The organism is Caloranaerobacter ferrireducens (assembly GCF_001730685.1).
Taxonomy (GTDB): domain Bacteria; phylum Bacillota; class Clostridia; order Tissierellales; family Thermohalobacteraceae; genus Caloranaerobacter; species Caloranaerobacter ferrireducens.
Genome location: NZ_MDJR01000001.1, coordinates 687173 through 702139, shown reverse-complemented (window position 1 = coordinate 702139; position 14967 = coordinate 687173). Strand labels below are relative to the sequence as shown.

At 28.2% G+C, this 14967-nt stretch carries 16 protein-coding genes; all 16 read right to left on the bottom strand.

The window, feature by feature from the left end; translation table 11 throughout:
* Nucleotides 1-6 precede the first annotated feature (6 nt).
* On the bottom strand, nt 7-648 hold the full coding sequence (gene udk / locus BFN48_RS03400; protein WP_083238762.1) for a uridine kinase: 642 nt from the start codon (nt 646-648) through the stop codon (nt 7-9).
* The gene (locus tag BFN48_RS03395) at nt 645-1874 is read right to left on the bottom strand and encodes a peptidase U32 family protein (protein WP_069649452.1); all 1230 of its coding nucleotides are present in this window, start codon (nt 1872-1874) and stop codon (nt 645-647) included. Before BFN48_RS03395 ends, udk begins: the two co-directional genes overlap by 4 nt.
* A gap of 4 nt (nt 1875-1878) precedes the next feature.
* Nucleotides 1879-2532, bottom strand: coding sequence for an O-methyltransferase (locus BFN48_RS03390; protein ID WP_278287289.1), 654 nt, complete (start codon nt 2530-2532; stop codon nt 1879-1881).
* An 82-nt stretch (nt 2533-2614) separates the two neighbouring features.
* On the bottom strand, nt 2615-3661 hold the full coding sequence (gene mltG / locus BFN48_RS03385; protein WP_069649451.1) for an endolytic transglycosylase MltG: 1047 nt from the start codon (nt 3659-3661) through the stop codon (nt 2615-2617).
* 122 nt (nt 3662-3783) lie between these two features.
* The gene (locus BFN48_RS03380; protein ID WP_069649450.1) at nt 3784-4266 is read right to left on the bottom strand and encodes a QueT transporter family protein; all 483 of its coding nucleotides are present in this window, start codon (nt 4264-4266) and stop codon (nt 3784-3786) included.
* Between the two features lie 15 nt (nt 4267-4281).
* Complete coding sequence (locus BFN48_RS03375) at nt 4282-4635, bottom strand: YlbF/YmcA family competence regulator (protein WP_069649449.1); 354 nt, start codon at nt 4633-4635, stop codon at nt 4282-4284.
* Between the two features lie 86 nt (nt 4636-4721).
* Nucleotides 4722-5315 carry a LysO family transporter gene (locus BFN48_RS03370; protein WP_069649448.1) on the bottom strand — a complete coding sequence of 198 codons (594 nt, stop codon included), beginning with the start codon at nt 5313-5315 and terminating at the stop codon, nt 4722-4724.
* Nucleotides 5305-5616 carry a LysO family transporter gene (locus BFN48_RS03365; RefSeq protein ID WP_069649447.1) on the bottom strand — a complete coding sequence of 104 codons (312 nt, stop codon included), beginning with the start codon at nt 5614-5616 and terminating at the stop codon, nt 5305-5307. Before BFN48_RS03365 ends, BFN48_RS03370 begins: the two co-directional genes overlap by 11 nt.
* A gap of 55 nt (nt 5617-5671) precedes the next feature.
* Complete coding sequence (locus BFN48_RS03360; protein ID WP_069649446.1) at nt 5672-7339, bottom strand: ribonuclease J; 1668 nt, start codon at nt 7337-7339, stop codon at nt 5672-5674.
* A gap of 154 nt (nt 7340-7493) precedes the next feature.
* A complete protein-coding gene (locus BFN48_RS03355) occupies nt 7494-7931 on the bottom strand; it encodes a Fur family transcriptional regulator (protein ID WP_069649445.1) in 438 nt (145 codons plus the stop codon).
* A gap of 111 nt (nt 7932-8042) precedes the next feature.
* Nucleotides 8043-8300 carry a DUF1292 domain-containing protein gene (locus BFN48_RS03350; RefSeq protein WP_069649444.1) on the bottom strand — a complete coding sequence of 86 codons (258 nt, stop codon included), beginning with the start codon at nt 8298-8300 and terminating at the stop codon, nt 8043-8045.
* Between the two features lie 12 nt (nt 8301-8312).
* Nucleotides 8313-8726 carry a Holliday junction resolvase RuvX gene (gene ruvX, locus BFN48_RS03345; protein ID WP_069649443.1) on the bottom strand — a complete coding sequence of 138 codons (414 nt, stop codon included), beginning with the start codon at nt 8724-8726 and terminating at the stop codon, nt 8313-8315.
* 12 nt (nt 8727-8738) lie between these two features.
* Nucleotides 8739-9689 carry an aldo/keto reductase gene (locus tag BFN48_RS03340; protein ID WP_069649442.1) on the bottom strand — a complete coding sequence of 317 codons (951 nt, stop codon included), beginning with the start codon at nt 9687-9689 and terminating at the stop codon, nt 8739-8741.
* 4 nt (nt 9690-9693) lie between these two features.
* Nucleotides 9694-11862 (bottom strand): alkaline phosphatase family protein, encoded by a 2169-nt coding sequence (locus tag BFN48_RS03335; RefSeq protein ID WP_069649441.1) that lies wholly within the window; start codon nt 11860-11862, stop codon nt 9694-9696.
* 15 nt (nt 11863-11877) lie between these two features.
* Nucleotides 11878-12132, bottom strand: a complete 255-nt coding sequence (locus BFN48_RS03330; RefSeq protein WP_479722809.1) for an IreB family regulatory phosphoprotein — start codon at nt 12130-12132, stop codon at nt 11878-11880.
* A gap of 122 nt (nt 12133-12254) precedes the next feature.
* Nucleotides 12255-14891 (bottom strand): alanine--tRNA ligase, encoded by a 2637-nt coding sequence (alaS, locus tag BFN48_RS03325; RefSeq protein WP_069649440.1) that lies wholly within the window; start codon nt 14889-14891, stop codon nt 12255-12257.
* Between the last annotated feature and the right edge of the window lie 76 nt (nt 14892-14967).

Sequence of the window (14967 nt, the reverse complement as noted above, 5' to 3'; positions counted from 1 at the left end):
TATAAGTTATAATTTTTGTTTTTGTGCTATTATTGATTTAATTTTTGTAACCATTAAATCTATAGCTACTTTATTATACCCTCCCTCAGGTATAATTATATCAGCATATTTTTTACTAGGTTCAATAAACTGCATATGTGCTGGTCTTACTGTTGTTAAGTATTGTTCGATTACAGATTCTAGCGTTCTACCTCGTTCTTTTATATCCCTTGTAATTCGTCTAATAATTCTAATATCTGCATCTGTATCAACAAATATCTTTATATCTAGTAGATTTCTTATTCTTTCATCATCTAGTATTAGAATTCCTTCTAATATTATTATATCTTTAGGTTCTACTCTCACTGTCTCTTTTTTTCTATTGTGTGCCTCAAAATCATAAATTGGTTTCTCAATTGATTTGCCCTCAAGTAAATCATTTAAGTGTTTAATTAACAAATCATTATCAAAAGCTAATGGATGATCATAATTTGTTTTTATTCTTTCTTCAAAAGTTAAATGGCTTTGATCCTTATAATATGAATCCTGTTCAATAATCACAATATTCTTTTCTGGTAAAGAATTAAAAATCTCCTGAGCTACTGTACTCTTGCCCGAGCCAGTTCCACCTGTAATACCTATCAAAATTGGTCTTTTCAAATTTATCATTCCTTTCTTGATTTTCTTATTATATCCCAGGGCTCTACTGGTTGTTTCATTTTTATTTTTACTATTTGTTGTGGGTGTGGTGCTACTTCAATCTGCTCACCATTCTCATCCCACATTTTTTCAATTATTTGCGTAAAATGTTCCTTATTAGGACCAAAAATTTCTATTTCATCACCAACAAACATTCTATTTCGCTGTTCGACAGTTGCAATTCCTAAGTCTTTATCATAATCAAGAATCAATCCTGTAAAATCATAAGTTCTTATATATGAACTACTTCCATATACTTGTTCTTCACTGGTTGGTTTTCCAAAATAGAACCCTGTTGTAAAATCTCTATGACTTGCCTTCTTAATTTCATCCAACCATTTATCATTATAAACATAATTTTTAGGATCAGCAAGATATTTATCAATAACCATCCTATAAGACCTTACAACAGTTGCTACATAATAAGCACTCTTCATTCGCCCTTCTATCTTAAAACTAGTAATTCCAGCATTTATCAATTCAGGAATATGCTTTAGCATACATAAATCTTTTGAATTAAAAATATAGGTTCCTCTTTCATCTTCAAAAACCGGAAAATACTCACCTGGTCTCTTTTCTTCCATAATGTAGTATTTCCATCTACAAGGATGAGCACACTCTCCTCTATTTGCATCTCTAAATATCATATAATTACTTAACAAACATCTACCAGAATAAGATATACACATAGCCCCATGAACAAAAGCTTCTATTTCTAAGTCATCAGGTGTTTCATTAATTATTTCTTTAATTTCCTTTAAAGATAGCTCTCTTGCTACAACAATTCTTTTAATTCCTTGCTTATACCAGTAATTTGCTGTATGGTAATTTGTCGTATTTGCTTGAGTACTTAAATGAATTTCAAGTTCAGGAGCTACATCCTTCACAATACTAAATACACCTGGATCTGATACAATTACTGCATCTACTTCCAGTTTGTATAAATCTTTAATATATTCTTTTAAACCTTTAAAATCTTCATTATGTGGTATTATATTTAATGTTACATAGACTTTTTTTCCTCTCTTATGAGCAAATTCTAAGCCTTGTTTCAATTGTTCAATATTAAAATTTCTAGCTCCAGCCCTTAATCCAAACCTTTCTCCTCCAAGATAAACAGCATCTGCACCATAAATTATTGCCATCTTAAGTTTCTCTAAATCGCCAGCTGGTGCTAGTAATTCCGGCTTTTTCATTACGTTACCTCCCATCTTTTTTAATTGTCAAAGCAATACCATCGCCAATAGGTATAATACTCGTTTCTAAAATTGAAGTATTACATATGTATTTTAAATACTCTCTCATTCTTCTAACAATTGTTTTCTTCCTTCTTATTACTAAATCGTCATTAGCAACCATTCCTTTAAAAAGTACATTATCTGAAATTATAACTCCTCCACAATTTAGATTTTCTATACAATAAGGTAGAAATTCCATATATTTACCTTTAGCTGCATCTAGAAAAATTAAATCAAATTTATCTTTTATGCTAGGTAAAATTTCCTGAGCTTCACCATGTAATATTCTTATTCTATTATTTAAATCAGCTCTTTCAAAGTTCTCTTTTGCCAACTTCACCATATCCTCTCTTCTTTCAATTGTTATTATTTCACAATCTCTTTTAGAAGCTTCTGCCATCACTATAGCAGAATAACCTATAGCCGTACCAATTTCCAAGATTCTTCTAGGATTTTTTATCTGTATTATTACTCTAATAAACTGTGCAACTTCAGGATGTATTATTGGTACATTATTTTTCTTAGCATAATCCTCAATTGTTTTTAAAATTTCTGAACTTTTAGGTAGAACACTTCTAATATATTCTTGTATGTAATCCATATTTATACTGCACAAAACTATCTCCCCTTACATTAATATTACACAAATAATACGTGGTTAATATACCACGTATTATTTTCTCCAATCTTAAAATTTATTACTTATTTTTATTTTTAGCATTTATATGTTCATTAAAACTTCTAGAAAAAGTATGACTTCCATCTTTATTAACTACAAAAAACAAATAATCAACATTAGCTGGTTCTACAGCTGCTTCTATTGATTTTATACCAGGTGATGCAATAGGGCCTGGTGGAAGACCTTTATACAAATAAGTATTGTACTTAGAATCAATCTTTAGGTCATCGTAAGTTAGTTTTTCTTTTCTTTCCCCTAATGCATATTGAACAGTTGCACATGATTGCAATAACCAACCTTTTTTTAATCTGTTATGAAACACAGCTGATATTAAAGGTCTTTCGCTATCCAATTTAGCTTCTCTTTCTATAATTGATGCTAAAGTAATTACTTCATTCATCGTTAAATTTAGTTTTTTCGCTTTATCTTTAATTTTATCATTATAAACTTGGTCAAATCTAGCTAACATTTTTTTAATAATCTCTTCTTCTTTGGCATCTTTATAAACTTCATATGTATCAGGAAATAGATAACCTTCTAAATTTGACCCTTCTGGAAGTTCATTAAGAAAATCAAACTTCTTCTTAAATAATGAAACATTATTACAAAGTTCTAAAAATCTTTCTTTATTAACTAAATTTAATTTGCTAAGCTTTTCTGCAATCAACGATAATTCATATCCTTCTGGTATTGTAAATGTTATAGTCTCTTTAGGATTACCTTTAACTAAAACATCTATAATCTGATACAAATCCATTTTATTATTTAGTGAATATTCGCCAGCCTTTAACTTTCCATCAACTTTTTTCATTCTAACAATAATTCTAAAAATATATTTATTTCTTATTAATGAATTTTCTTCTAGTATTTCTGCAATTTTTGCAGTAGTACTACCTGAAGGAATTTTTATAGTAACATCATAAAAATCACCTTCAATACCTACAGGTCTCATTTGTTCTTTAATATAAATAAAAAACACAATTGTAGTTATAAAAATAGCTAAAATAAATAATACTAAACCTATTTTAATCCCTTTATTTCTACTTTTAATTAGGGTTTTAGCCATAGCCTGTCCCCCTTTATTTTGCTCTTTTAATTATATAATTTTACGCTTCTTTTTACAAGGTGTAATAGTAATTTATTAAAAAATCTCTATTTTTATTTACTAAAAAAAGCGGATAAACCGCTTTATATAAATTTTTGTTTTATTGTTCTTTCATAAATATATAAAATAATGTTTCCAAACAATCCTACAGCAATCAATTCTCCTAGAGCAATTGCTGCAACAGTAGGCCAATAAGGTACGTTGAAAAAATAAGAAACCCATAACGAAACAATTATCCCATTCAAAACGACTGGAGGTAAAATTCCAAGAAATTTATTAGGCATTTTACTCGTTAAAAACGCTGCAATTAATGTAACTAAACTTCCACCTATAATATCTATTAGTCCAAAACCTGAAGTAAAAGTTAGTATTAAATTTGCAATTAAACATCCAATAAAAACTCCAGGTATTGCAGCTGTTTCTACTAACGGTAATAATACTAACGCTTCTGCTATTCTTATTTGTATAGGTCCAAAAGCAAGTGTACCAAATGGTATTTCTAATGCTACAAGTATAACATATAAAGCAGCAATTACACTTGCTTTAGTTAAAAATCTTGTATTCATCAGAAACCTCCTTTGTTATCTTTTGCTATTTTCAATTCCCAAATCTATATTTATAGATTCTCCTAAAATTTTATAAATATCACTCATCATTTGCCCAAATCTCATTTCTGCCATAAAAAATTCATGTATAACAGGATTATTCATAATTATCTCTTCTAATCTTTTAAGTTGTTCTAATCTTTCTTTTGACACTTCTTTACCTGTCATCTGCTCCATTTGAATTTCCATAGTTTTTTTTCTAAAATCTATAACCATTTCTTTTGTTTTTTCATTTGCAAAAACTTTTTCTTGCTTTCTCAGATATTCTTTATATTCATCTGAATTTTTAATTGCTCTAGCTAAATTATGCGCTGCGTCATAAACATTCATAAAACCACTCCTTCGAAAGTAAATTTTACTATACAATTCATTATATGTATAAAAATATTATCTGTTATTATACAAAATTAAAATATCTAAAAGTTTATTAGTATTGGAACTAAAGCTGGTACAGCCGAAGATAAAATCACTCCTGTAACAAATGCAATTATTGAAACACTTGAATTAGTTGACTTTGTGATTATTGGTAGTGATGTGTCCATAGCAGTTGCACCTGCAGGTGCAATACTTTCCAAATCCCCAACATATTTTGCAATAAAAGGTATTGATATAAATGCTATAATTTCTCTTATCACATTAGACATAAATGCTAAAGCTCCAAGTTCAGTCGAGTAACTAGATAGTAACACAGATGATAAACTATACCATCCAAATCCCGCACCTACTGCCCCAGCTTCATTATAAGGCATTCCAATTACTATACCTCCTAATATACTTCCTAATATACTTCCTAGAATTATCATAATAGGTACTAAAAGTATTTTAAACCCAATTTTTTTTACTCTTGTTAACGATTCCTTGTTTAAGCCAATTTCTATACCTACTAAAAATAGCAATAAACACAATCCTAAATCTATTATCCAATCCGTATAACTAAAAAAACTGTTTGTTAATCCAAAGCGTCCGATAAAAATTCCCAATACTATTACTACTATTATACTATAGCTCACTTTCTGATTCCCCTTTAGTAATAGAATTATAAATAAACCCTTTAACCAATTTCACAAAGATAATACTAAAAATAACAGATAGTGATGATAGAACAAAAGCTTTAATACCTAAACTGAATAAATTATTCAATACTTTTTCATCCATTCCAATTCTTATTCCCATAAATAACAATAGTAAAAGCAGACTTACATACTGTAATTTCTGTATAACTATTTTGTTTTTATTGTTAACAAAACCTCTCGCACCTATAATAAAACCAATAAATAGTAAAACTAAATATAAAATAAATCTACTAATCAAAGTTCCCACTCCTATATACTAAATTAGCAAAATGTCGCAGCAATAAGCCACGACATTAGACTTCCATTATAATAGGTAAAATCATAGGATTTCGTTTAATTTTACTATATAAAAAGTTTCTTAACTCATCTTTAATATTAGCTTTTAAAGTAGCCCAGTCAGTAATATGATTTTTCTCACATTCAGCTAGAACAGCTCTAATTCTTTCTTTAGCTTCTTCCATCAAGTCTTCAGATTCTCTTACATAAACAAAACCTCTTGAAACTATATCTGGGCCTGCTATTACCTTACCATTTTCTTTACTAATTGTTACTACTACTACGATCAATCCATCTTCAGATAGATGTTTTCTATCTCTAAGTACTATATTACCAACATCACCTATTCCAAGACCATCAACTAAAATATTTCCTGCAGTTACTTGCTGCCCAAATTTTCCTTTATCTTTTGTAAATTCAATTACTGAACCGTTTTCCGCAATAAAAATATTCTCTCTTGGCATTCCTAATTCTTCTGCTAATTGAGCATGCTGCTTAAGATGTCTATATTCACCATGTACTGGAATAAAAAACTTTGGCTTCAATAAAGTATGTATTAATTTCAACTCTTCTTGACAAGCATGCCCTGACACATGAACATCGGCTAGTGCTTCATAGATCACATCAGCACCTTTTTTGAAAAGCTGATTTATTACTTTTGCTACCATTTTCTCATTACCAGGTATTGGTGTTGCTGAAATTATTACTAAATCTCCAGGCATTAGTTCCATTTTTTTATGTTCAGAAGATGCTATTCTTGATAAAGCTGACATCGGCTCTCCTTGGCTACCTGTTGTTATAACTACTATCTCATTATCTGGATACTTATCTATTTCATTAATATCTATTAATACACCATCTGGTAAATCTAAATATCCAAGATCTTTTGCAACATTAACTACATTAACCATACTCCTACCAGATACAGCTACTTTTCTATTAAACATAATTGCTGCATTGATAATCTGCTGTATTCGATGTATATTTGATGCAAAAGTAGCTACAATTATTCTTTGTTTTGCTTTCATAAAAATATCATTAAAAGTATCCCCAACAGTTTTTTCAGACATCGTATAACCTGGTCTTTCTACATTCGTGCTTTCAGCCATTAAAACTAATACACCTTTTCGTCCTAACTCTGCAAATTTATGTAAATCTATAACCTCTCCATTTATAGGTGTATAGTCTATTTTAAAATCTCCAGTATGTACCACAATTCCTACAGGAGTATGTATTGCTAAAGAAACTGAATCTGGAATACTATGATTATTTCTTATAAATTCTATATTGAAACATCCCAGTTTTACTGATTTACCTGGTTTTACAACGTTTAACTTTACATTTTTTATATTATGCTCCCTTAACTTGTACTCTACAAGTCCTAAAGTTAATTTCGTACCATAAATAGGAACGTTAATCTTTTTTAATATATAAGGTAAAGCTCCTATATGATCTTCATGTCCATGTGTTAAAACTATACCTCTTACTTTCTCTCTATTTTTCAAGAGATAAGTTATGTCAGGTATTACTACATCTATTCCTAACATTTCGTCTTCTGGAAATATTAGTCCACAATCAATAACTATAATATCATCATTATACTCTATTACTGTTATATTCTTACCTATTTCAAAAAGTCCGCCCAATGGAATAATCTTTAACTTGTTTAACGTCTTTTTCGACACCTTATCACACTCCTCGTTTATGTTTCTTATATAAAAGCATTAACTCATATGCTATAATAATCATATTACGTTCAATAGATATTTTAACCAAAAAAAATATATTTACTTTAATTACTCTTCAATCTTAATGAAAAAATAAATCCCTTTATGGGATTTATTTTTTACAATCTTTACAGTACCCAAAAAACTTCAAGTTATGGTCTACGATTTTAAACTCTCCACTCTTTTCAATCTCTTCCTCTAATGTTTCTAAAAGATCTAGTTGAACTTCTATAACTTTACCACAGCTTAAACAGATTAAATGATGATGTTGGTGATCACCACTATTAGTATTTAGTTCATATCTACTACAACCATCATTAAAATTCAATTTATAAATTATATTTAACTCCTCAAACAATTGTAAAGTTCTGTAAACAGTAGCTAAACCTATCTCAGGAAATTTTCCTCTAACTTTTTCATATATTTCCTCTGGACTTAAATGTTTTCCCTGGTTTTCTAAAATTACATCAAGTATAATTCTTCTTTGGGTTGTTAATTTATAACCTTTTTCCTTCAATTGTTCTCTTAAACTTTCTATCAAATTTTCCATCACTTCACCTGCTTTTCCTATTCTATATATTAGTCTATAACTATATTATGGAAAAGTCAACAAATATGTTAATTAAAAATGTCACTAGTTTAATATAATTTTAATATAAATTTAAATTATCTCATCTATAATAGCCTCATATACAGCTGCAGCATCATCAAACTCTGCTTTATCTTCTATATTTACTAAAATCATATTGCCATCTTCGTCATATTCAATTTTTAATATATAAGCTTCTTCCTCTTCTTCATTAACAGGAAGCAAAACAGCATATTCTCTATCTTCAATATCAAATGTAGCTATTACCTCAAATTCTATTTCATTGCCATCATCATCAATAAGTATTATTGTCTCGTGTTTATCTGTCATATTATCACCTTCCTATTTTATTTTATCTAAATAAGATTGAAGAATAAAAACAGCAGCTAATTTATCTATAACATTTTTTCTTTTTTTTCTGCTTACATCAGCATTAATTAGTGTCTTTTCAGCAATTACAGTTGTTAACCTTTCATCTTCAAATATTATATTAACTCTAAATCTTTCTTTTATTTTTTCTGCAAATTTAATAACTTTTTCACTTTGCGAGCCCAATGAATTATTCATATTTTTAGGTAAGCCAATTACTATCTCACTAACTCCGTAATGATTAATAATTTCTTCTAATTCATTTAAATCACTCTTAATACTTTTCCTTCTAATTGTTTTTATGCCTTGCGCAGTTAAACACAAAAGGTCACTAACTGCTACTCCAATAGTTTTATCACCAACATCAAGCCCTAGTATCCTTTTCATATATACCTCCATTCATATTACTTTTATACAAAACTCTGGACATACTGCTGCACAATACCCACAAAATATACATTTACTCGCAACTGCACTAGCTTTACCATCTAAAATTTTAATTCCACCATGTCTACATGTTTCAACGCATTTTTTACACCCTATACACCAATCCTGAACTATAAGTTTCCTAGTCTTTTTACTCAGTCTCTCCTTTAAAAACTTTGGTATATTTCCTTCTTCTAATAAGTTAACATTTGCATCAACTTCATCAATCGATTGCATACCTACAGCTATTGAATGAAGATATGGTATATCTTTAACGTATTCAAAAGCTTCTTCTACTCGATTTATCAAATGTCCACCACCTAAAGGTTTCATTCCATATATACCAACACCTTTATCATATGCTTTCTTTATAGCATCAATCATTTCTTCTGAATTCCCATCTTGTATTCCTAAACCAAACTTATTAATTATAGGGTGTATGACTTCAATTTCTTCGAATTTCAATGAATCTAATACCCCTCTTATTCTATGTGTTGAAATACCAAAAGCTCTTATCAGTCCCTTTTCTTTAGCTTTTAAAAAATATTCAACTGCTTCATAATGACCTCGAATTGTATATTCACTCTCTTGCTCATGTAATAGAAAAATATCAATATAATCAGTTTCTAATTTCTCTAGTGCGTTTAAAAGACTTCTTTCTGCTGTTTCTCTTGAATAGGAATAAGATTTTGTTGCTATAATATACTTTTCTCTTGGTATAGTTTTTAGAGCCTCTTTAATATATTCATAATTATTATATAATTCAGCTGTATCTAGAAAATTAATCCCACATTCATAGGCATATTTTATTATATTAGCACCTTCTTCAATAGGTAAATTAGCTTGAAGTGGTCCAATTGTTAAAGAACCAAAACATATTCTTGATACCTTAATATTAGTTTTTCCAAGATTTCTATATTCCATTATGTCACGTCCTCAAATTCTGATATATTTGTAATATTGTTAGGTACGTTAATGCAGTTACATTTAATAAAAGTATTAAAGCTGCTATAACAACTCCAGAATCATTTAAAAGTAATCCAAAAATTGCACTAAGTATAGAACATTTAAAGCCAAAAGCTATATTTTTATTTTTAATTAAAATCTTCTTCATAATATTTTTTTTTGTTATTAGTAAAATCATAAATAACATAATATTTATTCGAAGTGATTCACCCCAAATAGAAACTTTGAACAATTTGACATTCATCAGTAACTTTCTAAGTATTATATTATAAACATAGTTAATATCTCTACATAATAACCTGTTAAGAAAACTACCTATATGTGTTGTATTATTACTTATTATAGCATCAGTAACTATAATAATAGAAATAATAGATAATACCATCAATAATACTTTTACTATATTAAAATAATTCTTTTTAGCTTTTAAAAAATCATTAAGTATTATATAAACTAATATAAGTACTAAGGTTAAACTTCCTCCTAAATTTGCTCCATAATTTGAGCTTATTAACAAATATATATTAAAGATAAGTAGTACAGATATAAATAATTTGTTTGGTTTATTTTTAAATATAGAAGCAATCGCAGTAAATAGTGAGAAAATTAGAATACCCACCAACTCATTACCTATTCCGTAATATCTAGCACCTATTATTGGATCATACCCAATAATAGACATCTTAGCTAATTCACAATTTGTAAAAAGGTCTACTAGAATTGTTATATAAGTTAAAACCCCAACTAACTGCAGCCTATGTTTAGAATTAAAAGCTAAAACTAATATTAATATAGAAAAAGATATTATGCTTATGTATTTTATATATTTCCAAGTATCCATTATATTGTAACTTGATACAATTAAAAAGACAAGAGGCATAATAATTATTAACATAAGTATTAATTGAATAATTCGTAATAGTTTTTTTGTTAGCAGCCCTTTAAATAGCAAAATAAAAATTACAATTATAATAAAAATTATTTCACTAATTACATAGAATTTCAAAGACTGTTTTCTAATATTTGAAACAAATCTAATTTTATAACTTAGCTGTTTAACAAATGCTAAATTATCACTATGTTCTTTAAATTCAATATCAGTCCCAGTAAAATCTTTGTAATTAACACCTAAATATTTTGTAATCGAAGGAGCAATATCTATATTAGATACAATACCTTTTCTTTTTGTAGTTTTTGAAAACAAAACCCCTTTAGGTATTCCATCCCCCCAAAATATTAGAGGTGTTAGCTCACTAGCATTTTTTATCTTATCATCTCCCATATTGGGACTTATTATTATAAGTCTTGTTGAATTTCTATCAATACTATTTACTAAATCCCCTATAAACTCATCAGCTTTTTTCAATATTTTTTCTCTATGTAAAGAATACATTATATCTGTTAAATTATCTCTATAAAAATATAACCTATCTAAGTCTCCTGTTTCAATAATTATTAGTGAAGCTTTATTATTCAAATCTTTTAATTCTGTCAATATTTTTCTATAGTCAGTACGTATTCCATATGGATATAAATCATCTTTTATTAAAATATTATCTACATTCCCATAATCTATAAGCCCTCTAAAATCAATAGCAATTAAACAATTTGTCCTAATAATAGTATCAGCAGTATCTGAATTTCCAAATACTGCTGTTTTTAAGCCTTTTTTATGTAAAGCGTAACCTAACGCTCCAATTTTAGCATTAAATTTATTCTTATTATTTAATTCAGTAAGTTTTATAATTTCAGTATTAATAATTTGATATTCCTTAGGTATAATTCCTAATCTTCTCTTATAAATTTTTGATATATTATTATTCAAATTATAACTTTTTGAATATGAATATGTTGCACTAACTCTTCCAGAGGCATTAATAGTTGCATAAGATTCTGCCCCTTTATATCCATACAAACCTTTTGTATTCATTATACCTATACTTCCATCTTTAATTAAAGCATTCAGGTTGTCCATATATTTCAAATCTTCAAATGTCAGTCTATTTAAAATTACCATAATCACTTTTTTTCTTTCATTAGGCTCATAAATAGAAAAACTTTTTTCACATATTATTAATATAATAACTATAATCAAAATTATAAAAAAGTTCTTCCTTAGTGTTTCTAACAAAGCAATCGCTCCATTTTAGTTTTCTAAATAGTTTCTTAATAATTCTTCTAACAGTTCATCTCTTTCTAGCTTTCTAATTAAAGTTCTTGCATTTTTATGACTTGTAATATAAGTTGGATCACCAGAAAGAATATAACCTACCATTTGATTTATTGGATTATATCCCTTCTCTTTTAGGGCATTGTATACACTTACAATTATTTTTCTAGCTTCAGTAATATTCTCCTTTTCTACGTTAAACTTTACAGTATGATTTATTATTTCTTTCACAACAGCACCTCCCTTTTATTTATATCATATATTCTACAATTATATACATATTCCTTTAAATTTATAATTACTAGGGTGAAAACCTGACCCATAAAGGGTCAGGAGTACATACCTAAAAAATGTTATAATTGTTCTTTTACTATATCTACCACCTTTGATAAAGCAATATCTATTTTAGATATATCCTTTCCGCCTGCTTGAGCCATATCTGGTCTACCACCTCCGCCTCCACCAGTTTCTTTTGCCACTTCTCTAATTATATTTCCTGCATGTATTCCTTTTGAAACTAAATCCTTTGTAGCCATAGCAACAAATGAAATTTTACCATTTTTAACTGAACCTAAAACAACTAAAACGGAGTTCATTTTATCTTTAATTCTATCACCTAATTGTCTTAATTCATTTATACCCATATCGTCTATTCTTTTAACTATCAAATTCTGTCCATTAACTTCAATTTTTTCATTAATGATGTCATTTACTTTTGAACTTGCTATTTTTGATTTAAGATTATTAATTTCTTTTTCCAATAATTTGTTTTCTTCAATTAAAGCTTTTGCTTTATCTATAATTTCTTTTTTATTTGTTTTAAGCACCTCTGTTAATGAATTCATTTTCTTTTCCATATTATTTAGATATTCAAAAACTTTTATACCTGTTATTGCTTCTATTCTTCTTATACCAGATGCTACTCCACTTTCACTTACAATTTTAAACATACCAATTTGGCTTGTATTATTAATATGAGTACCACCACATAATTCCAGAGAATAATCACCCATTTTCACAACTCTAACTTTTTCACCATATTTTTCATCAAATAAAGCTACTGCTCCCATTTTTATAGCTTCATCTAAAGAAACCTCAAAAGTTTCTACATTTAATGACTGCAATATCTTCTCATTAACTAATTTTTCTATTTCTTCAAGTGTATTTTTATTTAAACCTTCAAAATGTGTAAAGTCAAATCTTAATCTATCAGATTGTACTAAGGACCCAGCTTGATTTACATGTTCACCTATAATATCTTTTAGTGCTCTGTGTAAAAGATGTGTAGCTGAATGATTTCTTGCAGCATCTAATCTCTCTTTCTCATTTACAATAGCTTCTACTTTATCTCCCTCAAAAACTTCGCCATCTTTTACAATAACTTTATGAAGAATAACACCTTTGCTACCTTTCTTGGTGTCAAAAACCTCACATTTAAAATTATTACTTAATAATTTACCTTTATCTCCAACCTGTCCTCCACTTTCAGGATAAAAAGGTGTTTCTTTTAAAACTAAAATACCTTCTTGCCCTTTTTCAAGTTTTTTGACTACCTTATTATCTTTAATAATGCTTAAAATTTCTGTTTCTAATCTAAGATTACTGTATCCTTTAAAAACAGTTTTATCTTTATTAATATCAAATCCTTCTATATCTATATCCCAAGCTTGACTATCCTTCTCAGCTCTTGCCTTTCTCGCTCTTTCTCGTTGTTTATCCATTTCTCTGTTAAATCCTATTTCATCTACTGTTAAACCTTCTTCTGCCAATATTTCCTTAGTTAAATCTAATGGAAAACCATATGTGTCATATAATTTAAATGCACTTTCTCCATCTAATTTAGTTTCTCCTCTATTTTTAATCTTTTCAATATATTCTCTTAAAATATTAATACCTTGATCAATCGTTTCATTAAACTTATCTTCTTCTATATCAATTACATTCTTAATCTGAACCTGTCTTTCTTTTAATTCCGGATAAACCACTTTCCAATTTTCGATGACCACACTAGATAATCTACTCAAGAACTTTTCATTTATTCCTAATAATTTTCCATGACGAGCAGCTCTTCTAATTAATCTTCTTAAAACATAGCCTCTTCCTTCATTACTTGGTAATACACCATCTCCTACCAAGAAAGTAATAGCTCTTATATGGTCAGTAATTACCCTTATTGATGTATCATTCTTATAATCCTTTCCGTAAACCACTCCACTTATTTCTTCTACTTTATTTAATATACTTTTGATTGGTTCAATTTCAAAAATATTATTTGCTTCTTGAATTACTGCTGTTATTCTTTCAAGACCCATACCAGTATCTATGTTAGGGTTTGGTAAATCGTTGTAATTACCATTCTCGTCTTTATCAAATTGTGAAAACACTAAATTCCAAACTTCTACATATCTATCACAATCGCATCCAGGTTTACAATCATCTTTACCACAACCATACTTTTCTCCTCTATCTATATAGATTTCAGAACAAGGACCACAAGGTCCAACCTCTAATTCCCAAAAATTATCTTCTTTACCTAATCTAACTATTCTATTACTGTCAATACCTATTATTTTATTCCATATTTCAAAAGCTTCATCATCTTTATAGTAAACTGATACCCACAATTTGTCTTTAGGTATTTGTAGTCTCTCAGTTATAAATTCCCATGCCCATTTAATTGCTTCTTCTTTGAAATAATCTCCAAATGAGAAGTTTCCTAACATTTCAAAGAAAGTTGCATGTCTATCTGTTTTACCAACATTTTCTATATCACCAGTTCTAACACATTTTTGACAAGTTGACATTCTTTTTCTTGGTGGTTCTTCCTTACCCACAAAATATGGTTTTAAAGGTGCCATTCCAGCGTTTATAAGCAGTAAACTTTTATCATTTTTAGGAATTAATGAATAACTTGGTACTACAAGATGTTCTTTTTCTTTAAAAAAATCTAAAAACTCACTACGTATTTCATGCAAACCTAATTTTTTCATTTAATTCACCCTTTCTTTAAATTTTATATTATTTACTATAATCTCCTTATGTATTAGAACAAAATTTTGATTTAAA